At 65.4% G+C, this 25,941-nt stretch carries 20 protein-coding genes and 4 pseudogenes; 5 read left to right on the top strand and 19 right to left on the bottom strand.

Annotation, left to right across the window (positions count from 1 at the left end; genetic code table 11):
• Positions 1-30: 30 nt before the first annotated feature.
• The 5 genes and pseudogenes from ACSJDS_RS13370 to ACSJDS_RS13350 all read right to left on the bottom strand — a co-directional run bounded on the left by ACSJDS_RS13370 (position 31) and on the right by ACSJDS_RS13350 (position 7,687).
• Entirely contained in the window at positions 31-2,016 is a 1,986-nt protein-coding gene (locus ACSJDS_RS13370; RefSeq protein WP_473033695.1) for a methyl-accepting chemotaxis protein, read from the bottom strand.
• A 283-nt stretch (positions 2,017-2,299) separates the two neighbouring features.
• Positions 2,300-5,050 (bottom strand): annotated as a pseudogene (locus ACSJDS_RS13365) (ATP-binding protein).
• 4 nt (positions 5,051-5,054) lie between these two features.
• Positions 5,055-5,255: a hypothetical protein gene (locus ACSJDS_RS13360; RefSeq protein ID WP_473033694.1), complete on the bottom strand. Its 201-nt coding sequence runs from the start codon at positions 5,253-5,255 to the stop codon at positions 5,055-5,057.
• A pseudogene (locus ACSJDS_RS13355) lies at positions 5,252-7,316 on the bottom strand (3'-5' exonuclease). Before ACSJDS_RS13355 ends, ACSJDS_RS13360 begins: the two are co-directional and overlap by 4 nt.
• Positions 7,316-7,687 carry a response regulator transcription factor gene (locus tag ACSJDS_RS13350; RefSeq protein WP_473033692.1) on the bottom strand — a complete coding sequence of 124 codons (372 nt, stop codon included), beginning with the start codon at positions 7,685-7,687 and terminating at the stop codon, positions 7,316-7,318. The pseudogene ACSJDS_RS13355 and the gene ACSJDS_RS13350 overlap by 1 nt, the downstream one beginning before the upstream one ends.
• Positions 7,688-7,794: 107 nt before the next feature.
• On the opposite strand from ACSJDS_RS13350, the gene ACSJDS_RS13345 reads away from it, so the two are divergent.
• A complete protein-coding gene (locus ACSJDS_RS13345; RefSeq protein WP_473033691.1) occupies positions 7,795-8,478 on the top strand; it encodes a glutathione S-transferase in 684 nt (227 codons plus the stop codon).
• A gap of 8 nt (positions 8,479-8,486) precedes the next feature.
• Here ACSJDS_RS13345 and ACSJDS_RS13340 read toward each other — a convergent pair whose 3' ends face one another.
• Positions 8,487-8,771, bottom strand: coding sequence for a hypothetical protein (locus tag ACSJDS_RS13340; protein WP_238974695.1), 285 nt, complete (start codon positions 8,769-8,771; stop codon positions 8,487-8,489).
• Between the two features lie 158 nt (positions 8,772-8,929).
• Here ACSJDS_RS13340 and ACSJDS_RS13335 point away from each other — a divergent pair.
• The 3 genes and pseudogenes from ACSJDS_RS13335 to ACSJDS_RS13325 all read left to right on the top strand — a co-directional run bounded on the left by ACSJDS_RS13335 (position 8,930) and on the right by ACSJDS_RS13325 (position 12,045).
• A pseudogene (locus ACSJDS_RS13335) lies at positions 8,930-10,608 on the top strand (carbon starvation CstA family protein).
• Between the two features lie 27 nt (positions 10,609-10,635).
• Positions 10,636-10,938, top strand: a complete 303-nt coding sequence (locus ACSJDS_RS13330) for a cory-CC-star protein (RefSeq protein WP_473033690.1) — start codon at positions 10,636-10,638, stop codon at positions 10,936-10,938.
• Between the two features lie 99 nt (positions 10,939-11,037).
• Positions 11,038-12,045, top strand: a complete 1,008-nt coding sequence (locus ACSJDS_RS13325) for an ArsA family ATPase (protein ID WP_473033689.1) — start codon at positions 11,038-11,040, stop codon at positions 12,043-12,045.
• On the opposite strand, the gene ACSJDS_RS13320 is transcribed toward ACSJDS_RS13325, so the two are convergent.
• The 13 genes and pseudogenes from ACSJDS_RS13320 to ACSJDS_RS13260 all read right to left on the bottom strand — a co-directional run bounded on the left by ACSJDS_RS13320 (position 12,042) and on the right by ACSJDS_RS13260 (position 23,044).
• A complete protein-coding gene (locus ACSJDS_RS13320; protein ID WP_473033688.1) occupies positions 12,042-12,791 on the bottom strand; it encodes a YdcF family protein in 750 nt (249 codons plus the stop codon). The genes ACSJDS_RS13325 and ACSJDS_RS13320 overlap by 4 nt on opposite strands.
• Before the next feature lies 1 nt (position 12,792).
• The gene (locus tag ACSJDS_RS13315; RefSeq protein ID WP_473033687.1) at positions 12,793-13,035 is read right to left on the bottom strand and encodes a hypothetical protein; all 243 of its coding nucleotides are present in this window, start codon (positions 13,033-13,035) and stop codon (positions 12,793-12,795) included.
• Between the two features lie 55 nt (positions 13,036-13,090).
• Positions 13,091-13,555 carry a hypothetical protein gene (locus ACSJDS_RS13310; protein WP_473033685.1) on the bottom strand — a complete coding sequence of 155 codons (465 nt, stop codon included), beginning with the start codon at positions 13,553-13,555 and terminating at the stop codon, positions 13,091-13,093.
• A complete protein-coding gene (locus ACSJDS_RS13305; RefSeq protein ID WP_473033684.1) occupies positions 13,555-13,869 on the bottom strand; it encodes a hypothetical protein in 315 nt (104 codons plus the stop codon). The genes ACSJDS_RS13310 and ACSJDS_RS13305 overlap by 1 nt, the downstream gene beginning before the upstream one ends.
• 112 nt (positions 13,870-13,981) lie before the next feature.
• A pseudogene (gene nth / locus ACSJDS_RS13300) lies at positions 13,982-14,619 on the bottom strand (endonuclease III).
• Positions 14,620-14,786: 167 nt separating this feature from the next.
• A complete protein-coding gene (rsxB, locus tag ACSJDS_RS13295) occupies positions 14,787-15,569 on the bottom strand; it encodes an electron transport complex subunit RsxB (protein ID WP_473033683.1) in 783 nt (260 codons plus the stop codon).
• Between the two features lie 9 nt (positions 15,570-15,578).
• Complete coding sequence (gene metG / locus ACSJDS_RS13290) at positions 15,579-17,621, bottom strand: methionine--tRNA ligase (RefSeq protein WP_473033682.1); 2,043 nt, start codon at positions 17,619-17,621, stop codon at positions 15,579-15,581.
• 154 nt (positions 17,622-17,775) lie between these two features.
• The gene (locus tag ACSJDS_RS13285; RefSeq protein WP_473033681.1) at positions 17,776-18,135 is read right to left on the bottom strand and encodes a hypothetical protein; all 360 of its coding nucleotides are present in this window, start codon (positions 18,133-18,135) and stop codon (positions 17,776-17,778) included.
• A complete protein-coding gene (locus ACSJDS_RS13280) occupies positions 18,132-18,290 on the bottom strand; it encodes a hypothetical protein (protein ID WP_473033680.1) in 159 nt (52 codons plus the stop codon). The genes ACSJDS_RS13285 and ACSJDS_RS13280 overlap by 4 nt, the downstream gene beginning before the upstream one ends.
• Positions 18,290-19,651: a hypothetical protein gene (locus ACSJDS_RS13275; RefSeq protein ID WP_473033679.1), complete on the bottom strand. Its 1,362-nt coding sequence runs from the start codon at positions 19,649-19,651 to the stop codon at positions 18,290-18,292. The genes ACSJDS_RS13280 and ACSJDS_RS13275 overlap by 1 nt, the downstream gene beginning before the upstream one ends.
• A gap of 38 nt (positions 19,652-19,689) precedes the next feature.
• Positions 19,690-20,220, bottom strand: coding sequence for a hypothetical protein (locus tag ACSJDS_RS13270; protein WP_473033677.1), 531 nt, complete (start codon positions 20,218-20,220; stop codon positions 19,690-19,692).
• A 914-nt stretch (positions 20,221-21,134) separates the two neighbouring features.
• Positions 21,135-22,619 carry a tRNA uracil 4-sulfurtransferase ThiI gene (gene thiI, locus ACSJDS_RS13265; RefSeq protein ID WP_473033676.1) on the bottom strand — a complete coding sequence of 495 codons (1,485 nt, stop codon included), beginning with the start codon at positions 22,617-22,619 and terminating at the stop codon, positions 21,135-21,137.
• A gap of 143 nt (positions 22,620-22,762) precedes the next feature.
• Positions 22,763-23,044: a hypothetical protein gene (locus ACSJDS_RS13260; RefSeq protein WP_473033675.1), complete on the bottom strand. Its 282-nt coding sequence runs from the start codon at positions 23,042-23,044 to the stop codon at positions 22,763-22,765.
• Positions 23,045-23,496: 452 nt separating this feature from the next.
• On the opposite strand from ACSJDS_RS13260, the gene ACSJDS_RS13255 reads away from it, so the two are divergent.
• Positions 23,497-25,788, top strand: a complete 2,292-nt coding sequence (locus ACSJDS_RS13255; RefSeq protein ID WP_473033674.1) for a TolC family outer membrane protein — start codon at positions 23,497-23,499, stop codon at positions 25,786-25,788.
• Positions 25,789-25,941: the final 153 nt, after the last annotated feature.

Raw genomic sequence — 25,941 nt, 5'->3', positions numbered from 1 at the left:
AGGCCGCCCCGCCCCTGTCGGTGACAGGCCTTAAAACGCCTCCCACTCCGGCTCGGTCTGGTGTGAGGGCGAGGGTTTGGCAGCGCCGGATTTGACGGTGACTGCCGAGGGAAGCGCGGCAGCGGCTTGCGGGAGCCGCTGGTGTGGGGTGGGTTGGGCATCGGGCGCATCGCCCAGCACAAACTCACTCATCAGGGAATCCAGCTGACGGGCATTGTCGCGCATGGTGGCGGCGAGGCCAGCGTTCTGGCTCACCATGGCAGCGTTCTGCTGGGTCATGGTATCCATCTCCGCCACGGCGGTATTCACCTGCTCGATACCCGAGGTCTGCTCGCGGGCACCGGCGGTGATCTCGCCGATCACATCGGATACCTGGGTGATGCTCTGATGAATCTCGCGCATCCGCTCGGCCACGCCCTTGACGATCTCGCCCCCTTCGCGGGTGTTGGCCACTGAGGCGTCGATCAGTTCGCGGATGTCGTGGGCGGCATCGGCGGAGCGGCTTGCCAGGTTGCGGACTTCCTGGGCCACCACGGCGAAGCCGCGCCCATGTTCGCCGGCCCGGGCGGCCTCCACCGAGGCGTTCAGCGCGAGGATATTGGTCTGGAAGGCGATGGAATCGATCAGGCTGATGATCTCGCTGATCTTGCCCGAAGACTCGTTGATGGCGGCCATCTTGGCCTCCATCTCGGCCATGGCCTCGTTGCCCCGCTCGGCGGTGGCGGCGGCATCGGTGGAGAGGCTGTTGGCCTGCTCGGAGGCCTGCGAGGTGTGGGTCACGGTGGAGTGGATCTCCTCCATGGAGGCCGAGGTTTCCTGCAGGTTGGCGGCGGCCTGTTCGGTGCGTGACGAGAGCTCCTGGCTGCCGTCGGCCATTTCATTGGCGCCGGCCAGTACCGTGTGAGCGTTGTGGCGCACTTCCCGCAGGGTCAGCTGCATGCGCTCGACGAAGGCATTGAACTGCTTCGCTAGCTCGCCTACCTCATCCTGACTGTCGACCGGGAGACGGCGGGTCAGATCGCCCTTGCCCTTGGCAATATCGGCCAGGGCCCTGGCGGTTTGGCCAATGGGTTTCAGTGAACGACGGGCCGTCATGCCAACGATGACCAGCAGCGCTGCCAGGATCACGATGCCGGCCAGCAGCAGCGAGCGAAGCAGGCTGTGCGTCACCTGGGTAAAGGCGTGGTTAGGGACCGAGGCCGCCAGCACCCAGTCGGTGCCTTGGATCGGGTTCCAGATCATGGTGACACGCTCTCCCTCGGGTGAACGTACTTCTCCGACGCCCGTCTCGCCGGACAGAAAGTCTCGTCCTAGCGCATTGGCACCTGCGAAGCCGGCGCTGTCGGCCTCGGTGACGTTGAGGTTCATGCGCAGTTCGGGGTCGGGGTGAGCCACGATCATGCCGGTGCTGTCGACCATGTAGCCGTAGCTGCCCTCGCCAACGTTGATCGCCGAGGTGATCTCGGAGACCGCTTCCATGGAGAGAGTAATGCCGATCAGCCCGACACGATTACCTCGGGCATCGAAGAGGGTCTCGGCGATGATGGCGGTAGGCAGGCCGCTTACCAGCGACAGCACCGGGTCGGCCAGCAGGCGGTCGTGGGTGCCGTTGGTCACCAGCTCCTGGAAATAGCCGCGCCCGCTGATATCGGCGGTGGCGCCCGTATGGGTCACCACGTTGCCGTCGGCATCGGCAACGTAGAAGGATTCGATGGTGGCATCGCCAGGAAAGCGCGACTCCAGCCAGGGCAGGTGCGCCTCCACAGGAACCGACTCGACGAGCCGCTCCTCCTTGGCCATGCCGGCCAGCCAGGCGCGATAGCCTTCGATCCAGCGCCCGATTTCATCAGCCCGGGCTTCAACCTGGCGTGCGCTGGTGTTTTCCACCATCGGTGGGATCGCATTGTTGAGCTGGGTGTTGATGATGATCCCAAGGGCAGCAAAGGCCAGCAGCAGCGGTAGGCCGATAGCCCCCAACAGCTTCTGTGTCAGTGTCAAGCGAGATAGTGCGTTCATTATGGACTCTCTGGTTACCGGTTATGCATGACGGAGACATGAGTGGCGTGCCCCAGCAAGGCGATCAGGCAGGGGCAGTCTCTGGAGGCTCTGGCTCAATAGAGTCTCCCATTCATTTCTTGATGAATGCTGTTGTTGTTGAGGCGTGGGCCGAGCGTTCGCTCGGCCTTTCAGGCAGGTTGTTGTTCTCGCGAGTTATGTTGCCTTCGCTTCCTGCTCTATCGGCCGCGACATGAGCTTCTTGAGTCGGTGGGGAAAAAGGATCATCGCACTTTGGTTGAATTCAGTTTTCTGTGCCGCTCTGTTCCGGTGCCATGGGCAGCTCCATCACCAGACAGGCGCCCTTGAGCACTGGGGCGTCATCGACCCACAGCCGGCCGCCGAGATGGGCCACGATGCCGCGGCTGATTGGCAGGCCCAGTCCGCTGCCCCGAGGCCGCCCCTTGGCTTTTCCGGCAGTGCCCCCATAGCGCTTGATCTGATGGAATTTCTCGAAGACTCGCTCGCGCTCTTCTTCAGCGATGCCGGGGCCGTTATCCTCTACGCTGAGGCGATAGTGCTGCTTGTGGGGGGCGAGGTGCAGGCGCACTCGCGGGGCGTCGTCGGCGGCGAATTTGCCGGCGTTGTCCAGCAGGTTGATGATCACCTGCTCGAGCCGGTCCGGGTCGCCGATCACCGGCGCTTCCTCCAGCTCGATATCCACCTCCAGCTCGACCCCCCGGTCTTCCTGCAGGCGGTGCACCGCATCCACGCTGTGGCGCGCCAGGGCGACCAGGTCGAGCCGCTGGGGCTTAGCGTCAGCCGGCCGCTCTCCAGCCGTGCCAGGTCGAGGATCTCCTCGATCAGCCGCGACAGGCGCTGGCTCTCCAACACCACCACGTCGAGGAAATGGATGCGCTTCTCGTCCGGCAGTTCCTTGCCGTCGCGCAGAATCTCGGCGAAGGCGCGGATCGAGGTCAATGGGGTGCGCAGCTCATGGCTGACCATGGCCACGAACTCGTCCTTGAGGCGGTCGAGCTCGCGCAGCCGCTCGTTGGCGGCGCGCAGCTCTTCGCTGGCCTGGGCCAGTTCGCGGGACTGCTGCTCCAGGCGCCGGTTCATCTCCAGCGTCTCGGAAGTGGTGTCGAGGATGCTCAGCACCGACTCCAGATCCAGCGCCTCGCCGCGCACCAGGGAGTTGATCAGCACCCGCGATGAGGCGCTGCCCAGCGCCCCCGCCAGCGCCTGCTCGGCACGGGTGATCAGGTCGGGGGCGCCGGTCCCGCGTCGTCGAGGCCGGCATCGGGAACATCGGCAAACACCCGGGCGGTGGCGCCTGAGCCCAGGTAGCGATTGAGCAGGCTGCGCAGCTCGCCGCGGGTGGTCTGGCCGTGCCAGAGCGAGGTCTGGATCAGCCCGGGGTGCATCGCCTCGGTGAACAGCGCCGCCTGGGTCTTCTCCACCGGACTTTGCCGGGAGAACAGCGAGACTCCCACCAGCAGCCCCACGTTGGCCATCAGGCTCCACAGCAGCGAGTGGCTATAGATGTCCCACCCTTCCAGGCCGAACAGCGCATAGGGGCGCAGCCAGGCGATGCCCCAGGGACCGAGCTCCAGGAAGGTATCACTGAGCCAGCCCGACTGGGCGAAGCCGGGGATCAGCAGCGTCCAGGCCCACACCAGGGTGCCAGCGATCAGCCCCAGGGCGGCGCCGCGCCGCGTGGCGCCTCGCCAGTAGAGACCGATCAGCATGGCCGGGGCGAACTGGCAGGCGGCGGCGAAGGAGACCAGGCCGATGGTCACCAGGCTGTAGGAGTCGCCGATCAGCGCATGATAGAGATAACCCAGTAGCAGGATCAGCACGATGGCCACCCGGCGGATGCCCAGCAGCCAGCCGGCCAGCTCTCCCTGGGAGCTCAGGTGCAGGCGTTTGGAACGCAGCAGCAGCGGCATCACCAGCTGGTTGCTGACCATGGTGGACAGGGCGATGGTCTCGACGATTACCATGCCGGTGGCCGCTGAGAGCCCGCCGATGAAGACCAGCAGGGGCAGGCCGTCGAGCCCGGCGGAGAGCGGCAGGGTGAGTACGAAGCTGTCTGGGTCGGGGTTGCCGGCGGGCAGCAGCAGGCCGGCCATGGCGATGGGAATCACGAACAGGTTGATGGCCAGCAGATAGAGGGGAAACAGCCAGCTGGCCCGGGTGATATGGCGCTCGTCGACGTTCTCCACCACCAGCACCTGGAACTGACGGGGCAAGGTGATGAAGGCCAGGAAGGCCAGCACCAGCATGCCCACCCAGCCGCTGGCGCCGCCGGGCACCGCCTCGAGGCTCAGCGCGCCGACCAGCTCCGGGGTGGCGGCCACCTGGGCGAAAATGTCGCCGGGACCGTGGAACATGCTGAAGACCACGAAGCCCCCACCGCCAGGAACGCCAGGAGCTTGACCAGCGACTCGAAGGCGATGGCCGCCACCATGCCTTCGTGACGTTCGCTGGCATCGAGGTGGCGGGTGCCGAATAGGATGATGAAGACCGCCAGCACCAGCGCTACCCAGAATGACTTGTCGACCCAGAAGGTTTCGTCGGCCAGGCTCAGCTCCGGGGCCAGGGGGTAGTTGACCAGCACCGCATGACTGACGGTAATCGCCTTGAGCTGCAGGGCGATGTAGGGGGTGATGCCAATCAGTGCGATCAGCGCCACCAGGGCACCGAGCCCCTGACTCTTGCCGTAGCGGGCGCTGATGAAGTCGGCAATGGAAGTGATGCGCTGGACCTGGGCAATACGCACCATCTTGCGGATCATGAAGGGGGCCATCAGCATGGCCAGGGTCGGGCCAAGGTAGATCAGCAGAAAGCCGGGACCGTACTGGGCCGCGCGGCCGACGCTGCCGTAGAAGGTCCAGGCAGTGCAGTAGACGGCGATGGAAAGCGCGTAGACGGTGGGTGAGCCGATCAGCGAGCGGCCCTGTTCGGCACGGCGGTCGCCCCAGGCGGCGATCACGAACAGCAGGGCCAGGTAGCCGAAGGCGACGGTGATGACGATGGCATCCGTGCGCATCTCGTCACTCTCCCGAGCGGTGTTCGAGCAGCCAGGCTGCCAGGGCGATGACCAGGGCCCAGGTGAAAAAGATGTACAGCGGCAGCCAGGAGAGCCCCGCCTCGGCCGGACGATCCACCACCATCACCATCGGCGGTAGAAAGAGCACCGCGGCTGCCACGATCAGGGCAATCAGCCGCTCCTTGAGGCGCGAGGGGCTCATCATGAGGCGAAGGCGTCCTCCTTGGTCAGGGCGGTGGCCTGCAGTGCCAGGGCCTGCTCCAGGGTCTCGATGCCGCGGGCTTCCAGGCGCGGCAGCAGGGCCAGCCACAGCTCGGCGGTGACACGGGCATCGCCCAGGGCGGTATGCCGCGTCCCCGGCGGGAAGCTGAGGTCGTAGCGCTCGGCCAGGGTATCCAGGTCGTGGCCGTCCAGGCTGTCGTCCAGGGCGCGGGAAATCAGCAGGGTATCCAGCACCGGCATGTCGAAGGCCACCCCGGCCCCCGCCGGCTGCAGGGCCAGCAGGTCGAAGGCCGCATTGTGGGCGAGGATCACCGCATCGCCGATATAGTCGCGGAAGCGCGGCAGGATCACCGGCAGCGGCGGGGCACCGGCTACGTCGGCATCGGTGAGCCCGTGAATGGCGGTGCTGGCGGGGGGGATCGGCTTGCCGGGATCGACGCGCACGTCGAAGACCTCGCTGGCCAGCAGCCGGGCGTTGACGATGCGGCAGGCGCCGATGCTGATCACGGTATCGCCGCGGCGCAGCTCCAGGCCGGTGGTCTCGGTATCGAAGGCCACCACCGGGAGCGAGCGCAGCGGACGCGCGGCCAGCTCGGCGTCCGGCGGCGGCAGGTCGGCGATGCCGAAATCATGGAATTCGGGACGCGGTGGCGCCTGGGTGCGTGGAGCGCCAACCCGCTCCACGGCCGGTAGCGGGAGGCGCAGGCGGGCGTGAATGCCGTCGTCGTCGGCCAGGCTCCAGGCATCGCTGGCGTGCTGGCGCAACAGGTCGCCGACCCGCGGGTTCAGCGGCAGCGCCTCCAGGCGCGATTCGCTCCAAGCGGCCAGCTCGCGCTGGGAGAGCGGCGCGCCGCGCCAGATCAGATCGAGATAGACCCGGCGGTTGCCAAGCAGCATCTCGCCTTCGAAGGCGGGGTTGCCGCTATGCTGCTGGAGGCGCTCGAGCAGTGATTCCAGCAGCACCAGCAGGGCAGGGGCATCGCCCTTGAACCAGGCGGGCATGCCGATCGGCTGGACCTCCACGGGGTTGTCCTTGAGCCGCTCGTTGAGCGACTGCCAGAGGTCGTTGGACCACAGCGGCACCAGGCGCTCGCCCTGCTGTTGCATGTCCTCGATCAGCTTGCCGAGCTGCTCGATACCCTGGCTCAGGGCGCGACTCTCCTCGTCGATCACGGTTTCCAAGCGCTCGCGCAGGCGGTCATCCAGATGACCGGCATGGCGTGCGCTGCCTAGCGCCTCGGCGGCGCTACTCAGGCTGGCGCCGTGGCCGCGCAGCGGGGAAGGGTGTCGGCGAGCCCGGCCCGTGCGCCCATCTCGCTGGTCCAGGCGGCGGTGGTGTCGCTCAGCGTGAGCAGGGTCTCGCCGTTACTGTTGGGCACGCGGCGCAGCACCACCCGCAGCCAGCGCTCGTCGCTGGGTACCAGTAGCTCCCGGGGGAGCCGTCATCGGGAAGCTGGCTCAGGGCGTCCTGCAGGCTGCTGGCCGGCAGCAGGGCGTCCAGACGCTTGCCGAGCCCCAGGCCGGGGTGGCCGTCGAACAGCGTCTCGGCCGCGTGGTTCAGCAGCAGCAGCCGGCGGTGGTGGTCGCACAGCAGCAGCGGGGTATCCAGCACCTGCAGCAGGGTCTCGAGCTCCTGGCGAATGCGCGCCGCGCTTCGTGCGCCCTCGGCGTGGGCGGTGGCGAGGCGCTGGCGGTCGGCGCGCCAAGCCTCGCGCACCCGCATCAGGTCCGGTCCCAGGCCGCGCAACCACCCCTCCGGCGGGTAGTCCTCGCGGGCGTCGGGGTTGGCCACCAGCCGTGCCAGCTGAACCTGCAGATGGCGCAGCGGGGTGAACAGCATGCGCTCGAGCAGCAGGCCCACCAGGAAGATGGTACCGCCCCCGGAAAAGCAGCCCAGCCACAGCACGATGCGCGCTAAGCCCTGGGGCTGGAAGAGATGATCCAGCCAGGCGGCGAAGGTGGCCCCACCGAAGATGCTGATGCCGCTGAGCAGCAGCCAGAGGCCGATCAGCCGCTGGCGCCTGGGTAGCTTGCGCCCCACCATCAGGCATCCTCGACCAGCAGCGTCTTGACCTTCTCGACCAGCGCCTGGGTGGAGAAGGGCTTGGTGACATAGTCGTCAGCCCCCAGGGCCAGCCCCTTCTCGCGCTCCACTTCCCGACCATGGGCGGTGAGCATGATGATCGGCAGGCGGGCGTGGGCCGGGTCGTTGCGAAGTTGCTCCAGCACGTCGAAGCCGCTGATGCCCGGCAGGCTGATGTCCAGCAGGATCAGGTCCGGCGGTGACTCTTCGACACGAGTCAGGGCGCTTTCGCCATCCTCGGCGGTGATCACGTCAAAGCCGGCCTGCTGCATCAGGAATTCCAGCGACAGGACGATGTTGGGCTCATCGTCCACCACCAGTACCTTGGCCATGGCTGTCTCCTCATTGTAAGTTGTTGACGATAAGTCTAGTGACCGCGCCCGTGGCGGCAAAGACGACCTTGGGCCAAGGAGTTCGGCCGCAGCCAGGAGTTTTCCCCATGATATGCGTTCACCATCTGGAGCACTCCCGTTCTCAACGGGTGCTGTGGCTGCTGGAGGAGCTGGGAGTCGAGTATCGCATCATCGCCTATCAGCGCGACCCCAAGACCCTGAGGGCGCCGGCCTCGCTGCACGAGATCCATCCGCTGGGCAAGTCGCCGGTGATCAGCGACACGTCACGGGGCGATCGCGTCGTGGCGGAATCGGGCGCCATTCTCGAGTATCTGCTCGACCACTACGATCCGGATGGACGGCTGCGGCCGCCCGCCGGCAGCGACGCCTTCGAGCGCTATCGTCACTGGCTGCATCATGCCGAAGGCTCGGCGATGCCCCCCTTGGTGATGCGCCTGGTGTTTTCCCGGCTAGGCAAACCGCCGGTGCCGGCACTGGTACGCCCGCTGGGCCGTCAGTTTGCCAAAGGCGTGGAGCAGCAGTTTCTGGGGCCCGAGATCGAGGCCCTGCTGCAGTATTGGGAACAGGCCCTGACGAAGTCGCCGTGGTTTGCCGGTGAGGACTTCAGCGCCTGCGATATTCAGATGAGCTTCCCGCTGCTGGCGCTGGAAAGCGGCAGGGGCCTCACCGGCTATCCGGGGCTGGAAGGCTTCCTGGCTCGCTGTCGGGAACGTGAGGCCTATCGGCGAGCGGTGGAGAAGGGCGGCGAGTTCGGCTCCATGGGCGGCTGATTGGCCGCCTATTGGCCGTTGTCGCCGTTCTCCTGGCGCTTGAACTTGGGACCCAGCGGGCCAAGCCACAGCCAGACCTGTAGCACTACCAGGACCGGCAGCAGCCAGGCCGGGGCACCGGTCACCGAGACCAGGACATGGTAGATGAGGTAGGCGGTGAAGCCGGCGATCAGCCCCACCACGGGAAACATGAAAGGGCGCTGATAGCCGGGGCGGCGTGAGAGCCGGAACAGTGAGCCGGTAAAGGCGCCGAAGGTGGCGGCCATGGCCATGGGAAGCAGAATCTCTTGCATGGGGGTCTCGCCTTGACGGGTCCTGGGAATCGTGTGGCCAGCGTAACGCCTTCGCCGCCGTCGGCGCTGTACGACTTTTGAACAAACGCCGAATCGCTGCCAAGCTCTTACAGTCTGTTCAGCAAACCATAACCATAATCTGATCAGGAGACACGCCCATGAGTGCCATTGTGCTGCTGGTACTGGGTCTTGGCGGGCTGGCGGCGGGGTACTTCCTGTACTCCAAGTTCATCGCCGAGAAGATCTATCGCCTGGACCCTGATTTCGAAACGCCCGCACACGAGTTCGAGGATGGCGTCGACTACGTGCCCACTAACCGCTTCATCCTCTGGGGGCATCATTTCACATCCGTTGCCGGTGCCGCGCCGATCGTGGGCCCGGCCATCGCAGTGATCTGGGGATGGCTGCCGGCGTTCCTGTGGGTCATCCTCGGCACCATCTTCTTCGCCGGGGTGCATGATTTTGGCGCCATCTGGGCCAGCGTGCGCAACAAGGCCAAGTCCGTTGGCGCGCTCACCGGCGACGTGGTGGGCAAGCGGGCTCGCAGTATCTTCATGATCGTCATCTTCCTGGTGCTGCTGATGGTCAATGCGGTATTCGCGGTGGTCATCGCCGGGCTGATGATGAATTTCTCCAGCGCCGTGGTACCGGTGTGGGGCGCCATTCTGGTGGCGCTGGTGATCGGTCAGCTGATCTATCGGCGCAAGATGAGCCTGCCCATGGTGTCGATCGTCGGGGTCATCGCCCTCTATTCGCTGATCGCCATCGGCCCCTCGGTGCCGATTCAGATGCCCGAGCAGGTCGGGGCGATGTCGGGCAACGCGGTGTGGATCCTGATCCTGTTCGGCTATGCGGCCATCGCCTCGCTGCTGCCGGTGTGGGTGCTGCTGCAGCCTCGCGACTACATCAACGGTCTGCAGCTGTTTATCGGCCTGATCGTGCTCTATGGGGCCATTGTGCTGCTCAACCCGACCCTGGTGGCGCCGATGGTCAATGCCGATGTGCCGGCCGGCACGCCTTCGATGATTCCGCTGCTGTTTGTGACCATCGCCTGTGGCGCCATCTCGGGCTTCCACGGGCTGGTGTCCTCCGGCACCACCTCCAAGCAGCTCAACCGGGAGTCCGACGCGCGCTTCGTCGGCTACTTCGGTGCCGTGGGCGAAGGCATGCTGGCGCTGGCGGCGATTCTGGCCGCCACCGCGGGGTTTGCCACCTTCGCCGACTGGCAGGCCATGTATACCACCTTCGGCGCTGGCGGCGTGACCGCCTTTGTCGAGGGGGGCGCCTTCATGATCCACTACGGCATCGGCCTGCCGGAAGCCACCGCCGCTACGCTGCTCACGGTCATGGCGGCGCTGTTCGCCGGTACCACCATGGACACCGGTCTGCGCCTGCAGCGCTATATCTTCCAGGAGTGGGGGAGATCTATAACCAGCCGTGGATGAAGAAGAATGTGCCGGCGACCCTGCTGGCGGTGGGCAGCTGTCTGCTGCTGGCCTTCGGGGCCGGCGGCGCCGATGGCACGGGCGGCATGATCATCTGGCCGCTGTTTGGTACCACCAACCAGCTGCTGGCCGGTCTGACCCTGCTGGTGGTCACGGTGATGCTGGTGCGCCTGCGTCGTCCCATGTGGTACACCCTGGTGCCGCTGTGCTTCCTGCTGGTGATGACCATCGGTGCGCTGCTTATCCAGCTGCGGACCTTCTTCGAGCAGGGCAACTACTTCCTGCTGGTGCTGGATATCGTGGTGCTGGTGGCCGCAATTCTGGTGGCCATGGAGTGCGCCTCGGCGCTCAAGCGCTCCCGACAGGAGATGGCCGCCGAGCCCAAGGAGTAGCCTGCCAATTCACTGAGGAGCGGTTCGATGCCTGATGATCGTGAAACCGGGCATGATCCCCGCCGCGAACGGATTCGGGCCTGGCTGAGCCAGGCCCGCTTCGTCGCCGAAGAGATCTACTCGGCCCGCTACCGCGGGGCCATCGCCCGGGCCCGCCGGGACGAGGACGACCTGTTTATGCTGCTGGTCTTCTCCGAGATGATGGGGGTGCCCAATCCGGCGGCCTACTACACCCTGGAGCTGCAGCCGCTGCTGCTGGAGCGCTTCCACGACTGGCACAAGCGCATGGGCATGGAGCACTCCCCGCTGGATCATTTCAGATGCTGCTAGCGCCGAGGTTCAAGGAAGGGGACATTGGCTGTCATCGGAAAAGCTCCGAGGGGAGCCGGCTTCCTTCGCCCTTCCTGAGTCTATTTGTTTGGGAGTGAAATGAAAGAGTTACTGGAAAAACGCCTGCTATGGGTGGGCGGCAAGGGTGGGGTGGGTAAGACCACCGTATCGGCGGCGCTGGCGGTGCTGGCGGCGCGGCGCGGACGGCGCGTGCTGGTGGTCTCTACCGACCCCGCCCATAGCCTGGGCGATGTCTTCGATCGTGAGCTCGACGACGCCCCGCGCCGCCTGCTGCCCAACCTGGATGCCATGGAGATCGACCCCGATGCCGAGGTCGAGGCGCATCTGGCGCGGGTCACCGAGCAGATGCGCCGTTTCGCAGCACCGGAGATGATGGCCGAGCTGGAGCGCCAGATGCGCCTGACCCGCCAGTCGCCGGGCACCCAGGAGGCGGCGCTGCTGGAGCGGCTGTCACGGCTGGTCACCGACGACGCAGCCCCCTATGACCTGATCATCTTCGATACCGCGCCCACCGGCCATACCTTGCGCCTGCTGACGTTGCCCGAGGCCATGGCGGCCTGGACCGATGGCCTGCTGGCGCACAACCGCCGCTCGGAGGAGCTGGGCAAGGTGCTCTCTCACCTGACCCCCAAGCGTGGCCAGGATGTGGCCACGCCCTTCGACGACCCTCAGGAGGATCCCCTCCGCGATCTGGACGAGCGCACTCGGGACGTGGCGAAGACCCTGATCGAGCGACGCCGACTGTTTCATCGCGCCCGGCGGCGGATCGAGAATGCCGAGCAGACCAGCTTCCTGTTCGTGATGACCCCCGAGCGGCTCCCGATTCTCGAGACGGTGCGCGCCGTGGAGGCCCTCGAGGCGGTACAGATCCCGGTTGCCGGCACCCTGGTGAACCGGGTGATTCCCGAGGAGGCCGACGGTGATTTTCTGCAGGCGCGGCGCGAACAGGAGGCAACCTACCTGGCACGCATCGATGCCGAGCTGGCACGTCTCCCGCGTCCGCGTCTGCCCTGGCTGCCCACCGATGTGCAGGGCATTCCCATCCTTGAGCAGCTGGCAGATCGACTGGACTTGCTGGGGTTCTAGCGACGCAGCAGGTGCTCTCTAAGCGCCTGCTCGCCCCGCCCCAGCCATTCGTTCAGGGCGCGGCTGCTCTGGTTGAGATGATAGGCACTGGGTAGCCAGGCGCGCAGCCCCTGGGGAGGCGGGCTGGCGAACTCGGTGGGCGCCGCCGTGATCTCCAGGCCGGCGCCTTCGAAGGCCGCCGCAGCCCGTGGCAGGTGCCAGGCCTGAGAGACCAGGAGAATCTCGCTGATACCGTCCTGTCGTAGCAGCTCGGCGCTAAAGCGCGCATTTTCAGCGGTGTTGCGGCTCTCGCCCTCCAGCCACTGGACCGGCACCTCGAACACTTCGCGCAGCGCTGCGGCCATCAGGCTGGCTTCGGTGACCTCCTCACCGTGTACCCGCCCGCCGCTGACCAGAATCGGTAGGCCGCTTCGACGCTGCAGGTGAGCCCCGTAGGCGAGCCGGCGCCAGGTGGGGTTGGCCGGGGCGTCGCCCCAGCCGAATTCCGGGGCGACATAGTCACGCCCACCGCCCAGGATGACGATGGCCTCGGCGCGGCCAAGCTGCTCGGGGCCCGGTACCTCGGTGGGTTCCAGGCTATGACGCAGCGCATGGCTCGCCAGCGGCGTGGCAAGCAGCAGCAGTCCCATCAGGCCCGCGATCACCAGCAGCGCTCCGAGCAGGCGGCGTGCCCCGAGCAGCAGTCCGAGCAGCACCAGCAGCACATTGAGCCCAGGGGGCAGTAGCCACACTTTCAGCAGACTCATCTCACCTCCCCACGGCGGTAGCGTCTTCCACCGATTCAAGCCGGCGGCTGGGCCAGTGGACCACGGCGGTTCGGTGCAGCATGCGCTTGGCCAGTTTGGGATGCTCGCGATGAATGACCCGGGTGGCGAATTCGGCCAGAAAGCGAGACTTCATCTCGGCGCGGGCGCGATCCACACCGACCTCCTGGTAGGGGGTGGAGGCCAGCAGCAGGAAGCCGTCATCGGGAATCCGCCCGGCCTTCATGTTAGCGTCGATGATTGCCGCGGCGGTGCCGATGGGTTCCGAAAGATCCGGGCTATCAGGGCCCGACGATCAGCGCGGTGTTGGGTAGATGCAAGAAGTCGAAGCCGCGGCCTACGCAGATCACCCATTCCCGATGCTCGATGTCTAGCTCCCGCTCTACGCCGCGCAGGGCGTCGACATGGTGCAGGTTGCCTTCGAGCAGCGGGAGCAGGTCGCGCCGGATATCGGCCGGCATATCCGGACAGAGAGTGGTCAGGCGACGGTCGAGGCCCTCGGCATCGGGTGGCCGGAGGTCGCCCATATCGAGGGTGGCACCTTGGTCGCCGTGAACGATCAGCGCATCGCTGTCGGTCTCGAAGCCGCATACCAGCGGGTAGACGTGGCGATGGTCAAGACCGAACAGCTGTTCGGCCTGGGCGCGGATGTCTCGTGCATGGGCCAGCGCCTCTTCGGCATTGCAGTCGAAACCGGCACAGCCTCGGGCGCGAGAGCCGCGAGAAAAGTGGTAAGTGATGATCATCAACACACCGTGGCCGGCACCGACAGCGCTCGTGACGGCGTCGGTGAGCATTTCACCCAGATAGGGCCAGCCGAGGTGAAAGATCCCGCCCAAATTGCGAAAGGGCATGATGATGCCCAGCGGCGTGCGGGTGGCATGGGGAGGTGGATGCGCCCGTCCATGCACTTCATGGCGATGATCCGCGTGGGGTGGGCGGCCAGGTAGCGCTGCCGGGCCAGCCAGGCGGCTGGGCTGCAGAAGGTGTCGGCGTGCTCCCGGGAGAGGGCCAACAGCGCGTCGATACGCTCCTGAATGGGACGATCGTGGATTCGCATTTAGGGCTCGATGATGGCGATGAATTATTGTTGTTCGCCCCTAGGGTCCACTAGCTTCGCCCTCGATGCCAAGTGGCGGTTGGTCGAATCTCTCGCGACGATTGGTCAAGCTCTAGCCGATCTCCACCTTCTCCTTGAATTCGCACAGGTCCTCGATCACACAGCTGCCGCAGCGCGGCTTGCGGGCCAGGCAGGTGTAGCGCCCGTGCAGGATCAGCCAGTGGTGGGCATCCTGGCGAAATTCCCGGGGGACGTGGCGGATCAGCTTTTGCTCCACCTCGACCACGTTCTTGCCCTTGGCGATGCCGGTGCGGTTGGCGACCCGGAAGATATGGGTATCCACGGCGATGGTTGGCTCGCCGAAGGCGGTATTGAGAATCACGTTGGCGGTCTTGCGACCCACGCCAGGCAGCGCCTCCAGGGCGCTGCGGGTGCGGGGCACCTCGCCACCGTGCTGGTCGAGCAGGATGCGGCAGGTCTTCATCAGGTTCTCGGCCTTGGTGTTGTAGAGGCCGATGGTCTTGATATGCGCCTTGAGCCCCTCGAGGCCCAGGTCGAGGATCGCCTGGGGGTGTTGGCCACCGGGAAGAGCCGGGCGGTGGCCTTGTCGACCCCCACGTCGGTGGCCTGGGCTGAGAGCAGCACCGCGGTGAGCAGCTCGAAGGGGGTCGACCAGTTCAGCTCGGTGGTGGGTTCGGGGTTGTGGTCGCGCAGCCGCGCGAAGATCTCGTAGCGTTTCTGGGCGTTCATGGCAGTCCCTGGCAGGAGCGAGGAGCGAGGGGCGCCGGGGACAGGCCGAAGAGGAGGTCCTACGCCAGGGATGGCGTCGGTAGCGTACAGGGAAGTATTCACAGCGCCTCCTCGCCGGCCTGTCCCCGGATCAGCCCCGAGCGGTGAGTCGGGAAGTTGTCATCAGGTTATTCGGCCGTGTCCGTCTGCTCCAGCGCGCACCTGGCCTCGGCCAGTAGCCGCTCGGCCTCGGGCAGCTGTGCCCGGGCGGTGGCCTCTGCCTCGGCATCCGCGCGGCGCCGGGCGCTCTCCAACTGTTGCTGTACCCGTTTGAGGGCCTGTTCGGCGGCCTTCACGGCCATCTGCCGCTGACGCCGTGCGGTGGCGCCGCCTGCGCTGCGCGATGCACGCGAGCGCTGTTGGATCATGCGCTGCTGACGCTCGCGGCGCTTCTCGCGCTGCTCCCGGGCCAGGCGATGGTTGCGGGCCGCGAAGCGCTCGCGCCCCTTGGCGGCGCGCCGGGCCAGGTAGGCCTCCTGCGCGGCTGGGCTCTCGGCCGCTTGCCACTGGGGATGCGGGAGCAGGTCGATGCAGTCCACCGGGCAGGGGGCCACGCAGAGCTCGCAGCCGGTGCACTCGTCGATGATCACCGTGTGCATGCGCTTTGACGCGCCGAGGATGGCATCGACCGGGCAGGCCTGGATGCACTTGGTGCAGCCGATGCACTCGGCCTCTCGAATGTAGGCCACCAGCGGCGTCTGGGCAGGCTGCTCCAGGGGCAGGGCTGGCCGGCCCGTCAGCTCGGCCAGGCGCTCCACGGTGGCCTGGCCGCCGGGTGGGCAGCGATTGATCGCTTCACCGGCGGCGATCGCCTCCGCGTAGGGGCGACAGCCCGGCTGTCCGCACTTCCCGCACTGGGTCTGGGGCAGCAGGGCGTCGACGGCCTCGATCAGCGCGTGCGTGTCGGTCACCTCTGTCCCTTACTTGACCCGCTGACCGGGCTCGGCGCCCGTATCGGGCGACAGCAGGTAGATGCCCTCGCCGCTGCCGGCGGCCAGCACCATGCCTTCGGAGACGCCGAAGCGCATCTTGCGCGGTGCCAGGTTGGCCACCATCACCGTCATGCGGCCTTCCAGGGCCTCCGGGGCGTAGGCGGCACGAATGCCGGCGAACACCGTGCGGGTCTCGCCGCCCAGGTCGAGGGTGAGCTTGAGCAGCTTGTCGGCCCCTTCCACGTACTCGGCGCTGCCGATCCTGGCGATACGCAGGTCGACCTTGGCGAAGTCGTCGAAGGCGATCTCAGGGGCGATAGGGTCGTCGGCCAGAGGCCCCTTGGGGGTCTCCTTGAGCTTCTGTTCTTCCACCAGATCCTCCTTCGAGGTCTCGATCATGGCGTCGATCTTGTCCCGCTCCACGCGGGTCATCAGCGGCTTGAACTTGGCGATTTCGTGTCCGAGCAGCACCTTGTGGCGGCTCTCCCAGTCCAGGGTGTCGAGCTTGAGAAACGCTCGAGCGCCGTCGGCCATGGTGGGAACCACCGGCGCCAGATAGACCATCAGCTGGCGAAACAGGTTGATGCCCACCGAGCAGATGTCCAGGACGTCCTGCTCGCGTCCCTCCTGCTTGGCCAGCACCCAGGGCTCGGCGTCGGCGATATAGGTGTTGGCCTCGTCGGCCAGCTCCATCACCTTGCGCATGGCACGGCCGAACTCTCTGACCTCGAAGTCTTCGGCGATTCCGTCCCCGGCGGCGATGAACCGCGCGACCATCTCGGGTTCCGCGCAGTGGCTTGAGAGCTTCCCGCCGCCCAGTTTCTTGACGAAGCCGGCGCAGCGGCTGGCGATATTGACCACCTTGCCCACCAGGTCGCTGTTGACCCGCTGGGCGAAATCCTCGAGGTTGAGGTCCAGGTCGTCGACCCGCGAGGTCAGCTTGGCGGCGAAGTAGTAGCGCAGGTACTCGGGGTTGAGATACTCGGCATAGGTGGCCGCCTTGATGAAGGTCCCGCGGGACTTGGACATCTTGGCGCCGTTGACCGTCACGAAGCCGTGGCAGTTCACCGCCGTCGGCGTACGAAAATCGGCGCCGTGCAGCATGGCCGGCCAGAACAGGGCATGGAAGTAGACGATATCCTTGCCGATGAAGTGGTAGACCTCGGCGTCGGCGTCTTTGCTCCAGTAGGCATCGAAGTCCAGCCCTTCACGATCGCAGAGATTCTTGAAGCTGGCGAGGTAGCCGATTGGGGCGTCGAGCCAGACGTAGAAGTACTTCCCGGGGGCGTCGGGAATCTCGAAGCCGAAGTAGGGGGCATCCCGGGAGATATCCCACTCGTTGAGACCCGCCTCGAACCACTCCATCAGCTTGTTGCGGATCTGCGGCTGGACATGATCGTCACGAATCCACGCCTTGAGGAAGTCGGCGAAGTCGGGCAGCTTGAAGAAATAGTGGGTGGAGGTGCGCACTTCCGGGGTGGCGCCTGAGATCGCCGAGACCGGATCGATCAGTTCCGCCGGCGTGTAGGTGGCGCTGCAGACCTCGCAGTTGTCGCCGTACTGGTCGGCGGCGCCGCACTTCGGACAGCTGCCCTTGATGAAGCGGTCGGCCAGGAAGAGTCCCTTGACCGGATCGTACATCTGCTCGATGTCGCGGGTGGCGATATGGCCGGCATCGCGTAGCCGGGTGTAGATCAGCTCGCTGAAGTGGCGGTTCTCGTCGGAGTGGGTCGAGTGGTAGTTGTCGAAGGCCACGCCGAAATGCGCGAAATCCTGCTGGTGCTCCCGGGAGACTCGCTCGATCAGCGCCTCGGAGGTGATGCCCTCCTGCTCGGCTCGCAGCATGATCGCGGTGCCGTGGGCGTCGTCGGCGCAGACGTAGTGGCACTGGTGGCCACGGCTCTTCTGGAAGCGCACCCAGATATCGGTCTGGATGTACTCCAGCAGATGACCCAGGTGGATGGCGCCGTTGGCGTAGGGCAGGGCGCTGGTGACCAGAATCTTGCGCGGGGCGCTGGCGGTATTCGACATGGCGGCAGTGGAATTCCCAAGAAAATCAGACCCACGATTGTAGCCATCTTCGCTTCGCGCTGCATCCGCCACGGCCCTTGTATCGCTCGGGGCTTGCTCAGCGCCCTCGCATTTCGTGACGACGGTCGCCCTCACGGTCGAGGGGAAGATCCGACTAGCCGCGCAGGGTGGGGGTTGGCCTGGCGTTCAGCCTGGCGGTATCGACGCCGCCGGTGCTTTCCGGGGCCTCGGGGGCTTGCTCTTCTGGCGAGGTCCGCAGCTGGTCCGCTCGCAGGCTGGTGGGAGCGGCCGGTAGGCAGTGCGTGCGGCTGTCGGGGGTCAGGTGGCTGCGCAGCAGCGGCTCCATGCCCTTTAGCACCTGCACCGGCAGGGCGGAGGTAAAGCGGAAGCGATCCGACTCGCTGCCCGTTACGAAGGCGGTCAAGGTGCCGAAATGGTCCTCGCCCAAATAGAAGACGAAGGTGGCGGTCCGGTTGCGGGCTCGAGAGTCGATGACCTGGCCGCTGCGCGTCACGGTCTCGAAGCGGTTATTGCCCGTGCCGGTCTTGCCCCCACCGCCAGCGGTCGTTCCTCATCGAAGGCATAGCTGCCCTGCAGGCGTCTGGCGGTGCCGCCCTCGACCACCTGGGCAAGGGAGTGACGCAGCACGGCGGCGACCTCCTGCGCCATCACGCGTTCCGCCCGGTCTGCTGCCGGCAGGAAGCGGGTTTCGTAGGGCGTCGCTTCGGCAACGTGTAGGGCATCGATACGCAGTATCGGCATCCGGACCCGTCATTGAGGATGATGCCCATCAGCTCGGCCAAGGCGGCCGGACGATCGCCGGAGCTGCCCACGGCGGTGGCCAGCGACGGCACCAGGTGGTCGAAGGGGTAGCCCAGGCGCTGCCAGCGTTGATGGATGTCCAAAAACGCTTCCACTTCGAGCATGGTGCGGATGCGCAGATCCCGGGCACTGCGGTGACGGGTCTTGAACAGCCAGCCGTAGACGTCCTGGCGTTGGTCGCGGCTGGCGAGCAGCGCGTCGGCGTAGTCGGCTTCCGGATCGTCGAGCAGAAAGCCCACCAGCCACAGCTCCAGGGGATGGACCCGGGCGAGATAGCCTTGATCGGAAAGGGTGTGGCGCTGCGGGGAATACCGTTCGTAAAGCTCTGCGAAACGTCGTTCGCTGACGCTCTCTCCGGGCAGGCGCTCTTGAAGGAAGGTGGCGAAAGTCTCGAGGTCCGCTTCCGGATAGAGATAGCGATGGACGCTGGCCAGCCGGGCGGCGCTAGGACGCAGACCATCCAGGAAAACCGAGAGTCGCTGCTCGCTCGTCTTGCCCTGATACTTGCGCCAGAACCGCTGCAGGAAGACCCGGCCCTCGCGCTCGGCAAAGCCTTGGAGGTAGTTCAGTCGGCGAGGATCCCCATCGTCTTCGAGCAGCTGCCGGCGCTGGGCGTCTTGATGCATGCTATGGAGCACCAGGTCACGGAGTAGGCGTACGAAGGGCAGATTGAGCGACTCGCGCATCGCCTCTTCGAGGGTCGGATGGCGGCCGTTGTCCTCGCGGCGAAAGTTGCTGAAGGTGTGCCTGCCCCCTCCAGTAAAGAAGGCTTCGTGGGGGCTGGCCGAGTAGCGACGCTGCATGGCGGCCTCGAGCAGGGGCTCGAGCGATATCGAGGGGTCTACCAGCAGCCTGTCGATCACCCAGCGTCGTAGACTGTCCTGGCGGTCCACGTCAACCTGGCGTAGCGCGTCTGCCGGCAGGCCGGCATACCGACCGTGCAGTTCGGCGATCACCTCGAGATAGGTGGCCAGCACCCTTAGCTTGGCTGTTGAGCCCAGCTCCAGCTTGCTGCCGGCGTTGATATCGAAAGGCTGGTCGGTGCTGTCTGTCTGCACGCGCACCCGAAAACCGTCCTCTCCTCGCTCGAGCAGGGTAAAACTGTAGTTCACCTCCGCCGTCGTCTCCGGGGACAGCAGCCGCTCCCCGAACAGCCCGACTTCCGCGGCCACGTCCGGATCGGCCAGGTCGCGCAGGTAGCGTGTCACCTCGCGCTGCAGGCCGCTGTGCAGGGTGGTACGTGCGGTCAGGTCGAGCCGGTCCAGATCGTAGTGGCTGACGCCGAGTAGCCTGGCGAGCTGCCCCGGGCGACCTGGAGGCCCTTGTCGTTCTCGACCCTGAGCCGCACGGGGGCGGCGGCGAAGTCGCGAAACGTCAGACGCTGTGCCAGGGCGGCATCACGAAGTCCGTGGTCGATGATGCCGGCGTCGCCCAGCAGGCGTAAGTAGCTGTCGGTCAACCTTTCAAGCGGCTCACGGCCCCCGTTGAGATACCAGGAGGGGCGGCGCTGGGCGATCATCAATGCCAACACCTGGCGCAGGGCGAGGCCCTGCTGGTCGCGACTGGCTGCGTCATTGAAGTCGGGCACTAGCAGGCGGTTGATCGCATCGAAGTCGGCGCCGAACCAGATCCAGAGTGCGTCGCCGAGGCCGTGTACCTCCCCATAGCCCGGAGCGGCGGCCAGCGGCACCGTGTTGAGGTACTCCAGGGCCACGTCCTGTCGGGCGGTGAGAGTCTGAGGGCCATGGCGATAGCCGCGCACGCTGGCCGAGACCATCTGGCGAAACTTCTCCTGGGGGAGTCGGTCAGGCCGCGTGGCGAGTGGCGATACTTCTCGATCTGCGTGGCCAGGGTGCTGCCGCCGGCGGGCTGGCCGGGCAGGTCCAGCGCGCGCCCCACCTGGGAGAGTGCCGCGCGGGCAAAGCGTGGCCAGTCCACGGCGGGGTTGGCGTTGGGCGTGGAGGCGTCGAGCAGTTCGCGGTTTTCGATGAACAGGAGTGTCTGCAGCACCAGCGGGGAACGGCATCGAAGTGCGGGTAGTGGCGCTGGGGGTGGCGGAACCTGTAGAGCGGTTCGCCCCGACACTCCTCCAGGGTCAGGCCGGCACGGGACTTCTCCGTAAAGGGGGACAGACCCCCAGCGGCGGTAATCCATCAGGCTTGGGGAGAACCTGGCCTGCTGTTCGATCACGAAGTGACGGGTGGTGAGGCGCTGGCTGAAGTCGGGCAGGCGGGTGTAGCCCAGTCGCGTGTTAAAGGGCCCGTGCTCGGGAAAGACGATACGTTCGCTGGGCCCGGGCAGCAGGGTGTAGGTCAGGCTCTGCGCGTAGCGCGACAGCTCCTGTGATTGGAAGTGCGCCGTTCTTGCCTCGGCGACCAGCAGCGTGGTCAGAGGAATGGCCAGCAGTAGGGTGAGCCCCAGCAGCCAGAGGCCGAGCCGCCGGCGGCGGGGCGGTCTGGCGTCCTGAAGCGGCAATAGCTCGGCGTCTTCGGGCCAGCCCCTGTCGGGGAAAGGAGGCGGCGACTCGGACCCGGATGTGATGACGGCGGCGCTCCGTGCATCGGCCACTCCACGCCACTGGGGGCCTGTCGGACGTGACCGGTGAAATCCGCGTTACGTCCGACAGGTGCCCCGGTTACAGAAGGTTTCTGTTTGTAGCGTAGCTCGAACTCGGCCCGTTGGGGAGGGTCGTCAAGATTCCGTTGAAGCGCCCTCCCGGTAGACCCCGAAGTGGTTGAGCCCTCTGTCGGCCAGGTGCAGGGCCTGCAGACGACTCATCACGCCCTGATCGCAGTAGAGCAGGTAGTGTCGATCATCGGGCAGGCTGTCAGCGCGTGACTGCAGCTCATAGAAGGGGATGGCCAGCGGTTCGACCGGCAGGCGCAGCGGTGCCGCATCGCGCTCATCCGGCGTGCGAATGTCGATCACGCGAAGTTCGGGCTCCTGGGCCAGCGCTCGAGCGCTTTGCACGGTGCGCACCTCCGCTTGGGGCTGGCGGTTTTCCAGCAGGCGGTCGGAGCGGGTAATGCTGGCCTGATCGACGGCGCGGTCCAGCACCGAGAAGTCGAACTCCTGCTCGGCCGCGAGGACCTTGGCGCGAGGCGCCTTGATATTGGGGCGGCGCGAGATGGCACCGCACACCTCGGGCATCGACTCGGCGAAGCGGGCCGTGCCGATATCGCGAGCCGTGTCGATGATGTCTTGCTTGTCCTCGGCGATTAGCGGGCGAAGAATGGGTAGGTCGCTGGCAGCGTCGATCAGGGCGAGGTTGGTCAGGCTCTGGCTGGATACCTGCGCCACCGCATCGCCCGTGACCAGCATCGGGATGCGCGCCCGGCATGCCACCCGACTGGCCGCGCGCATCATCATCCGCTTGAGCACCACCCCGATCAGCCCATCAGGGATGCTGCGCTGCATTTCTGCCACCACCGCTTCGAAGGGGATGGAGATGAATTTCACCCGGTGGGAGCGGCTATAGTCCTGCCAAAGCTGGTAGGCGACTTCGCGCACGGCCGGCTCATGGCCCGGGCCGCCCAGGCTGAAGAACAGGAAATGAGTCTTGATGCCGCGACGGATCATTTTCCAGGCGGCTACCGGTGAGTCGTAGCCGCCGGAGAGCAGCGCCAGTGCCTGGCCCTGAACCCCTAGCGGATAGCCGCCCAGGCCGCTGCGGCGCTCGCGCACCAGGCGCAGACGGTTGGCATCCACGTCGAGGCGTAGATCGAGGTCTGGGTGCTTGAGGTTGACCCGGGCACTTGGCTCGGCATCCAGCAGCGCTCGTCCCAGGTAGCGCTCCAGGTCCTCGGAGCTGAAGTCGTGCTCACCGCGCCGCTTGACGCTGACCCGAAAAGCGCGGCCGGGTAGGGCGGCCTGCCAGACCTCAATTAGTCGTCGAGCCGTATCATCGAAAGAGGTAAAAGGGACCTCTTCCACGCTCTGAATCTCATGAATGCCGGGGATGCGTGTCAACGCTGTTTCCAGCTCACCCTTCAGGTGGTCGCTGGCGTCCTCGGCGACCATGACCCGCAGGGCGTCCCAGCCGCCCCGCACCCTGATTCTATCGCCAAGCGGCCGCAGGGCGTTGCGCACGTTGCTGACCAGGCAGCGCGTCATTTGCCGCCGTACAGAGGGTGACTTGATGGTGATCTCGGGGAACAGCTTCAACAGATAGTACATTGCCAACCGCTTGTGAAAGATTTGTAAAAACAATTGGTTGGCATTATACCAGAGCTGGCCGCCGTGGGAGAGTCGTTGCCCACAGCACATGAGCCCGGCCAGTGCCGGGCTCATGTGGGGAGACTCCTAGAAAGGGGGTGACGTCAGTAGAGCGCTTGCTCCTCGCTCACGACTTCCTTCAGCAGCTCGAGGAACAGCTTGTCGGCCTCGGAGTGCTCCGACGGGTCCTCGGGGATATGCACGCTGGTGGTCTCGGAGATTTCGTTGGCAATACGGGCCATCAGGTCCTCTTGGCTGCCCTCGCCCAGGTGGCGCCGGGCGACCTCCAGCGACTGTTCGAGAATCCTGGGGTCCTGCAGCAGTTTCTTGATGAAGCCACGCAGCTCGTTGATTACGCGAGTTTTCTGAATTTCCGAAGCGGACATGGCGGTCTCCTTGTGATGATGCGCCCAGTTTGGCTATGCGCCGAAGATATCACGTTTGCTGTCGGCCGGAAGAGGGGCGATCCGCGATATGCCATGAGGTGAAGCAAGGACAGCTAAGGCGGCTTTGTAAGAAATATCCTACAGAGAGTGTCAGAGATGACGTCGCTAGCGTGGACAAGCAGTTATTGGACAAACGGACAAGATGGTTTACGCTTGATTACAAATCAGATGCTTTCAGCTTAAAGTATGCTTGCGTTCATGCCTCTAAGACTGGCTTGGCTTGCCAAAAAGGTCGACATGAACGGGTTTCGAAAGGGAATCGGGAAAGGATGCACCGCCCTGTCACGCCGGGGTGCGGCCCGCAACAACGATAAGAGCCAATATCCACAACCCCGCCGAGCAGCCCATGCGGGCATGCCCGGACGAAGACGATACGCATATAAGGGAACCCTATGAATCACCTGTCTGAACTGACTCGGTCTGAACTGACTCGCGCCCGCCGTCTTGCCAAGGTCCTCGTGGTGGGCTCCTCGCTCACGCTGCTGCCAATCTCCGCTGCCGTGGCGCAGACGCTGCCCCCCGGCATGGCGACACCCGGCTCGACAGACATTCAGGAGGTAGTTCGCCAGGCCTTGGCGACCAACCCTGAAGTGCAGGCAGCCTGGAGTGGCCTGCGTGCCGCAGACAACGACGTGGGCGTTGCCCGAGGCAACTACTTGCCCAGTATCGATGTCTCCGCAGGGGTGGGGCGCGAAGACCGCCAGGATGATGGTCGCGGCAGCTACAGTACCAGTTTCGCCGAGCTGACCCTCAGCCAGATGATCTACGACGGCTTTGCCACGCGTAGCGAGGTCGAACGGCTCAATCGAGCCAAGCTGGTGCAGTACTACGAGCTGCTGGGCGCCAGCGAGAACGTGGCTCTGGAGGCGGCACGAGCCTATCTGGATGTCAGCCGCTACCGGGACCTGGTCAGGCTGGCCCAGGAGAACTACGGCGAGCACCAGCGGGTATTCGACCAGATCGAGGAGCGGGTGCGCAGCGGTGCCGGCCGTGGGGTGGACCTGCAGCAGATCAGTGGGCGTCTGGCGCTGGCCGAGTCCAACCTGATGACCGAGGCATCCAACCTGCACGATGTCACGGCGCGTTATCAGCGTATCGTTGGCCACCTGCCCGCCGAGAACCTGGCCCCCACGCCCGAGCTCGACGACCGGCTGCCGCCGTCGGTGGCCCAGGCCGTGGATATGGCCTTTCAGGGCAATCCCGAATTTCATGCCGCCATCGAGAACATCAATGCGACTCGTGCAGAAGAAGACGGAGCGCGTTCTGCTTTTCAGCCACGACTCGACCTGCGGGGACGCACCGGCACCTATGACAGCAATGATGGCAATTTCGACCCGCTGGGTCGCCGTGACCGTCATAGCATCGAATTGGTGGCCAGCATGAACCTGTACCGCGGGGGCAGTGATCGCGCCTCTTTCCGAGCGGCCAGCGACCGAGTAGAGCAGGCGGTAAATCAGCGTGAACTAGCCTGCCATAATGTTCGCCAGACCACCCAGATCGCCTACAACGATACCCGGCGTCTTCGCGAGCAGCTGCAGTATCTCAATGAGCACCGCCAATCCATTGACCGTGTCCGAGGAGCCTATCAGCAGCAGTTCGATATCGGCGAGCGCACGCTGCTGGATGTGCTGGATAGCGAGAACGAGTATTTCGAAGCAAGCCGCGCCTTCGTCAATGCACAGTATGATATTGCATTGGCCGATGCACGGACGCTCGCGGCCATGGGGCAGCTGATGCAAACCTTGGGCGTGATGCGCGATGACATGCCCACTCTCGCCGAGCTGGGCAGCGAGGGTGTGGAGATCAACCCTGATGTCATCTGCCCGGTCGAAGGGCCTGCGGGCTTTACCCTGCAGGATCTGACCGGTGGCGTCAGTGCCCCGGCACCGACGCGTGCGCCTGACGTGACACTGTCCGCCGATGCACTCTTTGCCATCAACAGCGCCGAGCTAAGCGCCAACGCAAGAGAGGAGCTGGATGCTCTTGTCGCTCAGATCGACGGCATTGGCAACCTGCAGCGTATCTTCATCGCCGGCCACGCGGATATTACCGGCACTGACGCCATTAATGATCCGCTCTCCCAGCGCCGTGCCGACAGCGTGGCAAACTACCTGGCGTCTCAGGGGGTGGACCCCGGGCTTATCGAAACTCGTGGTTATGGCTCCCATCGTCCGGTAGCCAGCAACGAGACGGTGGAGGGTCGGCGTCAGAATCGCCGCGTCGAGGTCACGCTGGAGCGCAATGGCGAAATGCCAGACCTGTCGCTTCAACCGCCTGCGTTCGAATCGACTCGTGATGGCATGGTAGAAGACGTCGCTGATCAGGTCGAAGCCTCTACGCCTCAAGGGATGAGTGGCGTGAGCATTTTCCATGAACTGGCTGTCTCAGACGTTGACCAACCGCGGATTGGCAATGCCGGAGGCCACGCTTCTGTGCAGGAGCTGCCGAAAGCGCCATCGGCTGATAAGAGCTACCTGCAGGTGGTAGCACTCAGTGACGCAGAGCGTGCCGGGATGCTGGCGAACAGAATCTCGGACACCCTTGCACAGCCGGCGCGGCTAGTGAACGGAGGAGGCCTCTACCGCGTCCAGCTGGGACCTGTGGGGAGTTCAGCGGAGCTGGAAGCGCTGCAAAATGAACTGTCTCGGCTGGGCTACTCGGACAGCTATGCCGTAAAGGGATGACAGGCGTCGCATTTATCACCTGCCGGCTTGACATCCGCTTCAGCCGGTTACCCTTGATGTCCCATCCGGCGCAATGCCGGGTGGGTTGAACTCTGAGGTGTATGTGACGCAACAAGAGAACCTCGATACGTCGCCTGGCTCATCCCGCCCGGT

Source organism: Halomonas sp. SL18_1 (genome assembly GCF_055755715.1).
The sequence above is the reverse complement of the archived record's forward strand: the minus strand, read 5'-3'. Positions and strand labels throughout refer to the sequence as shown.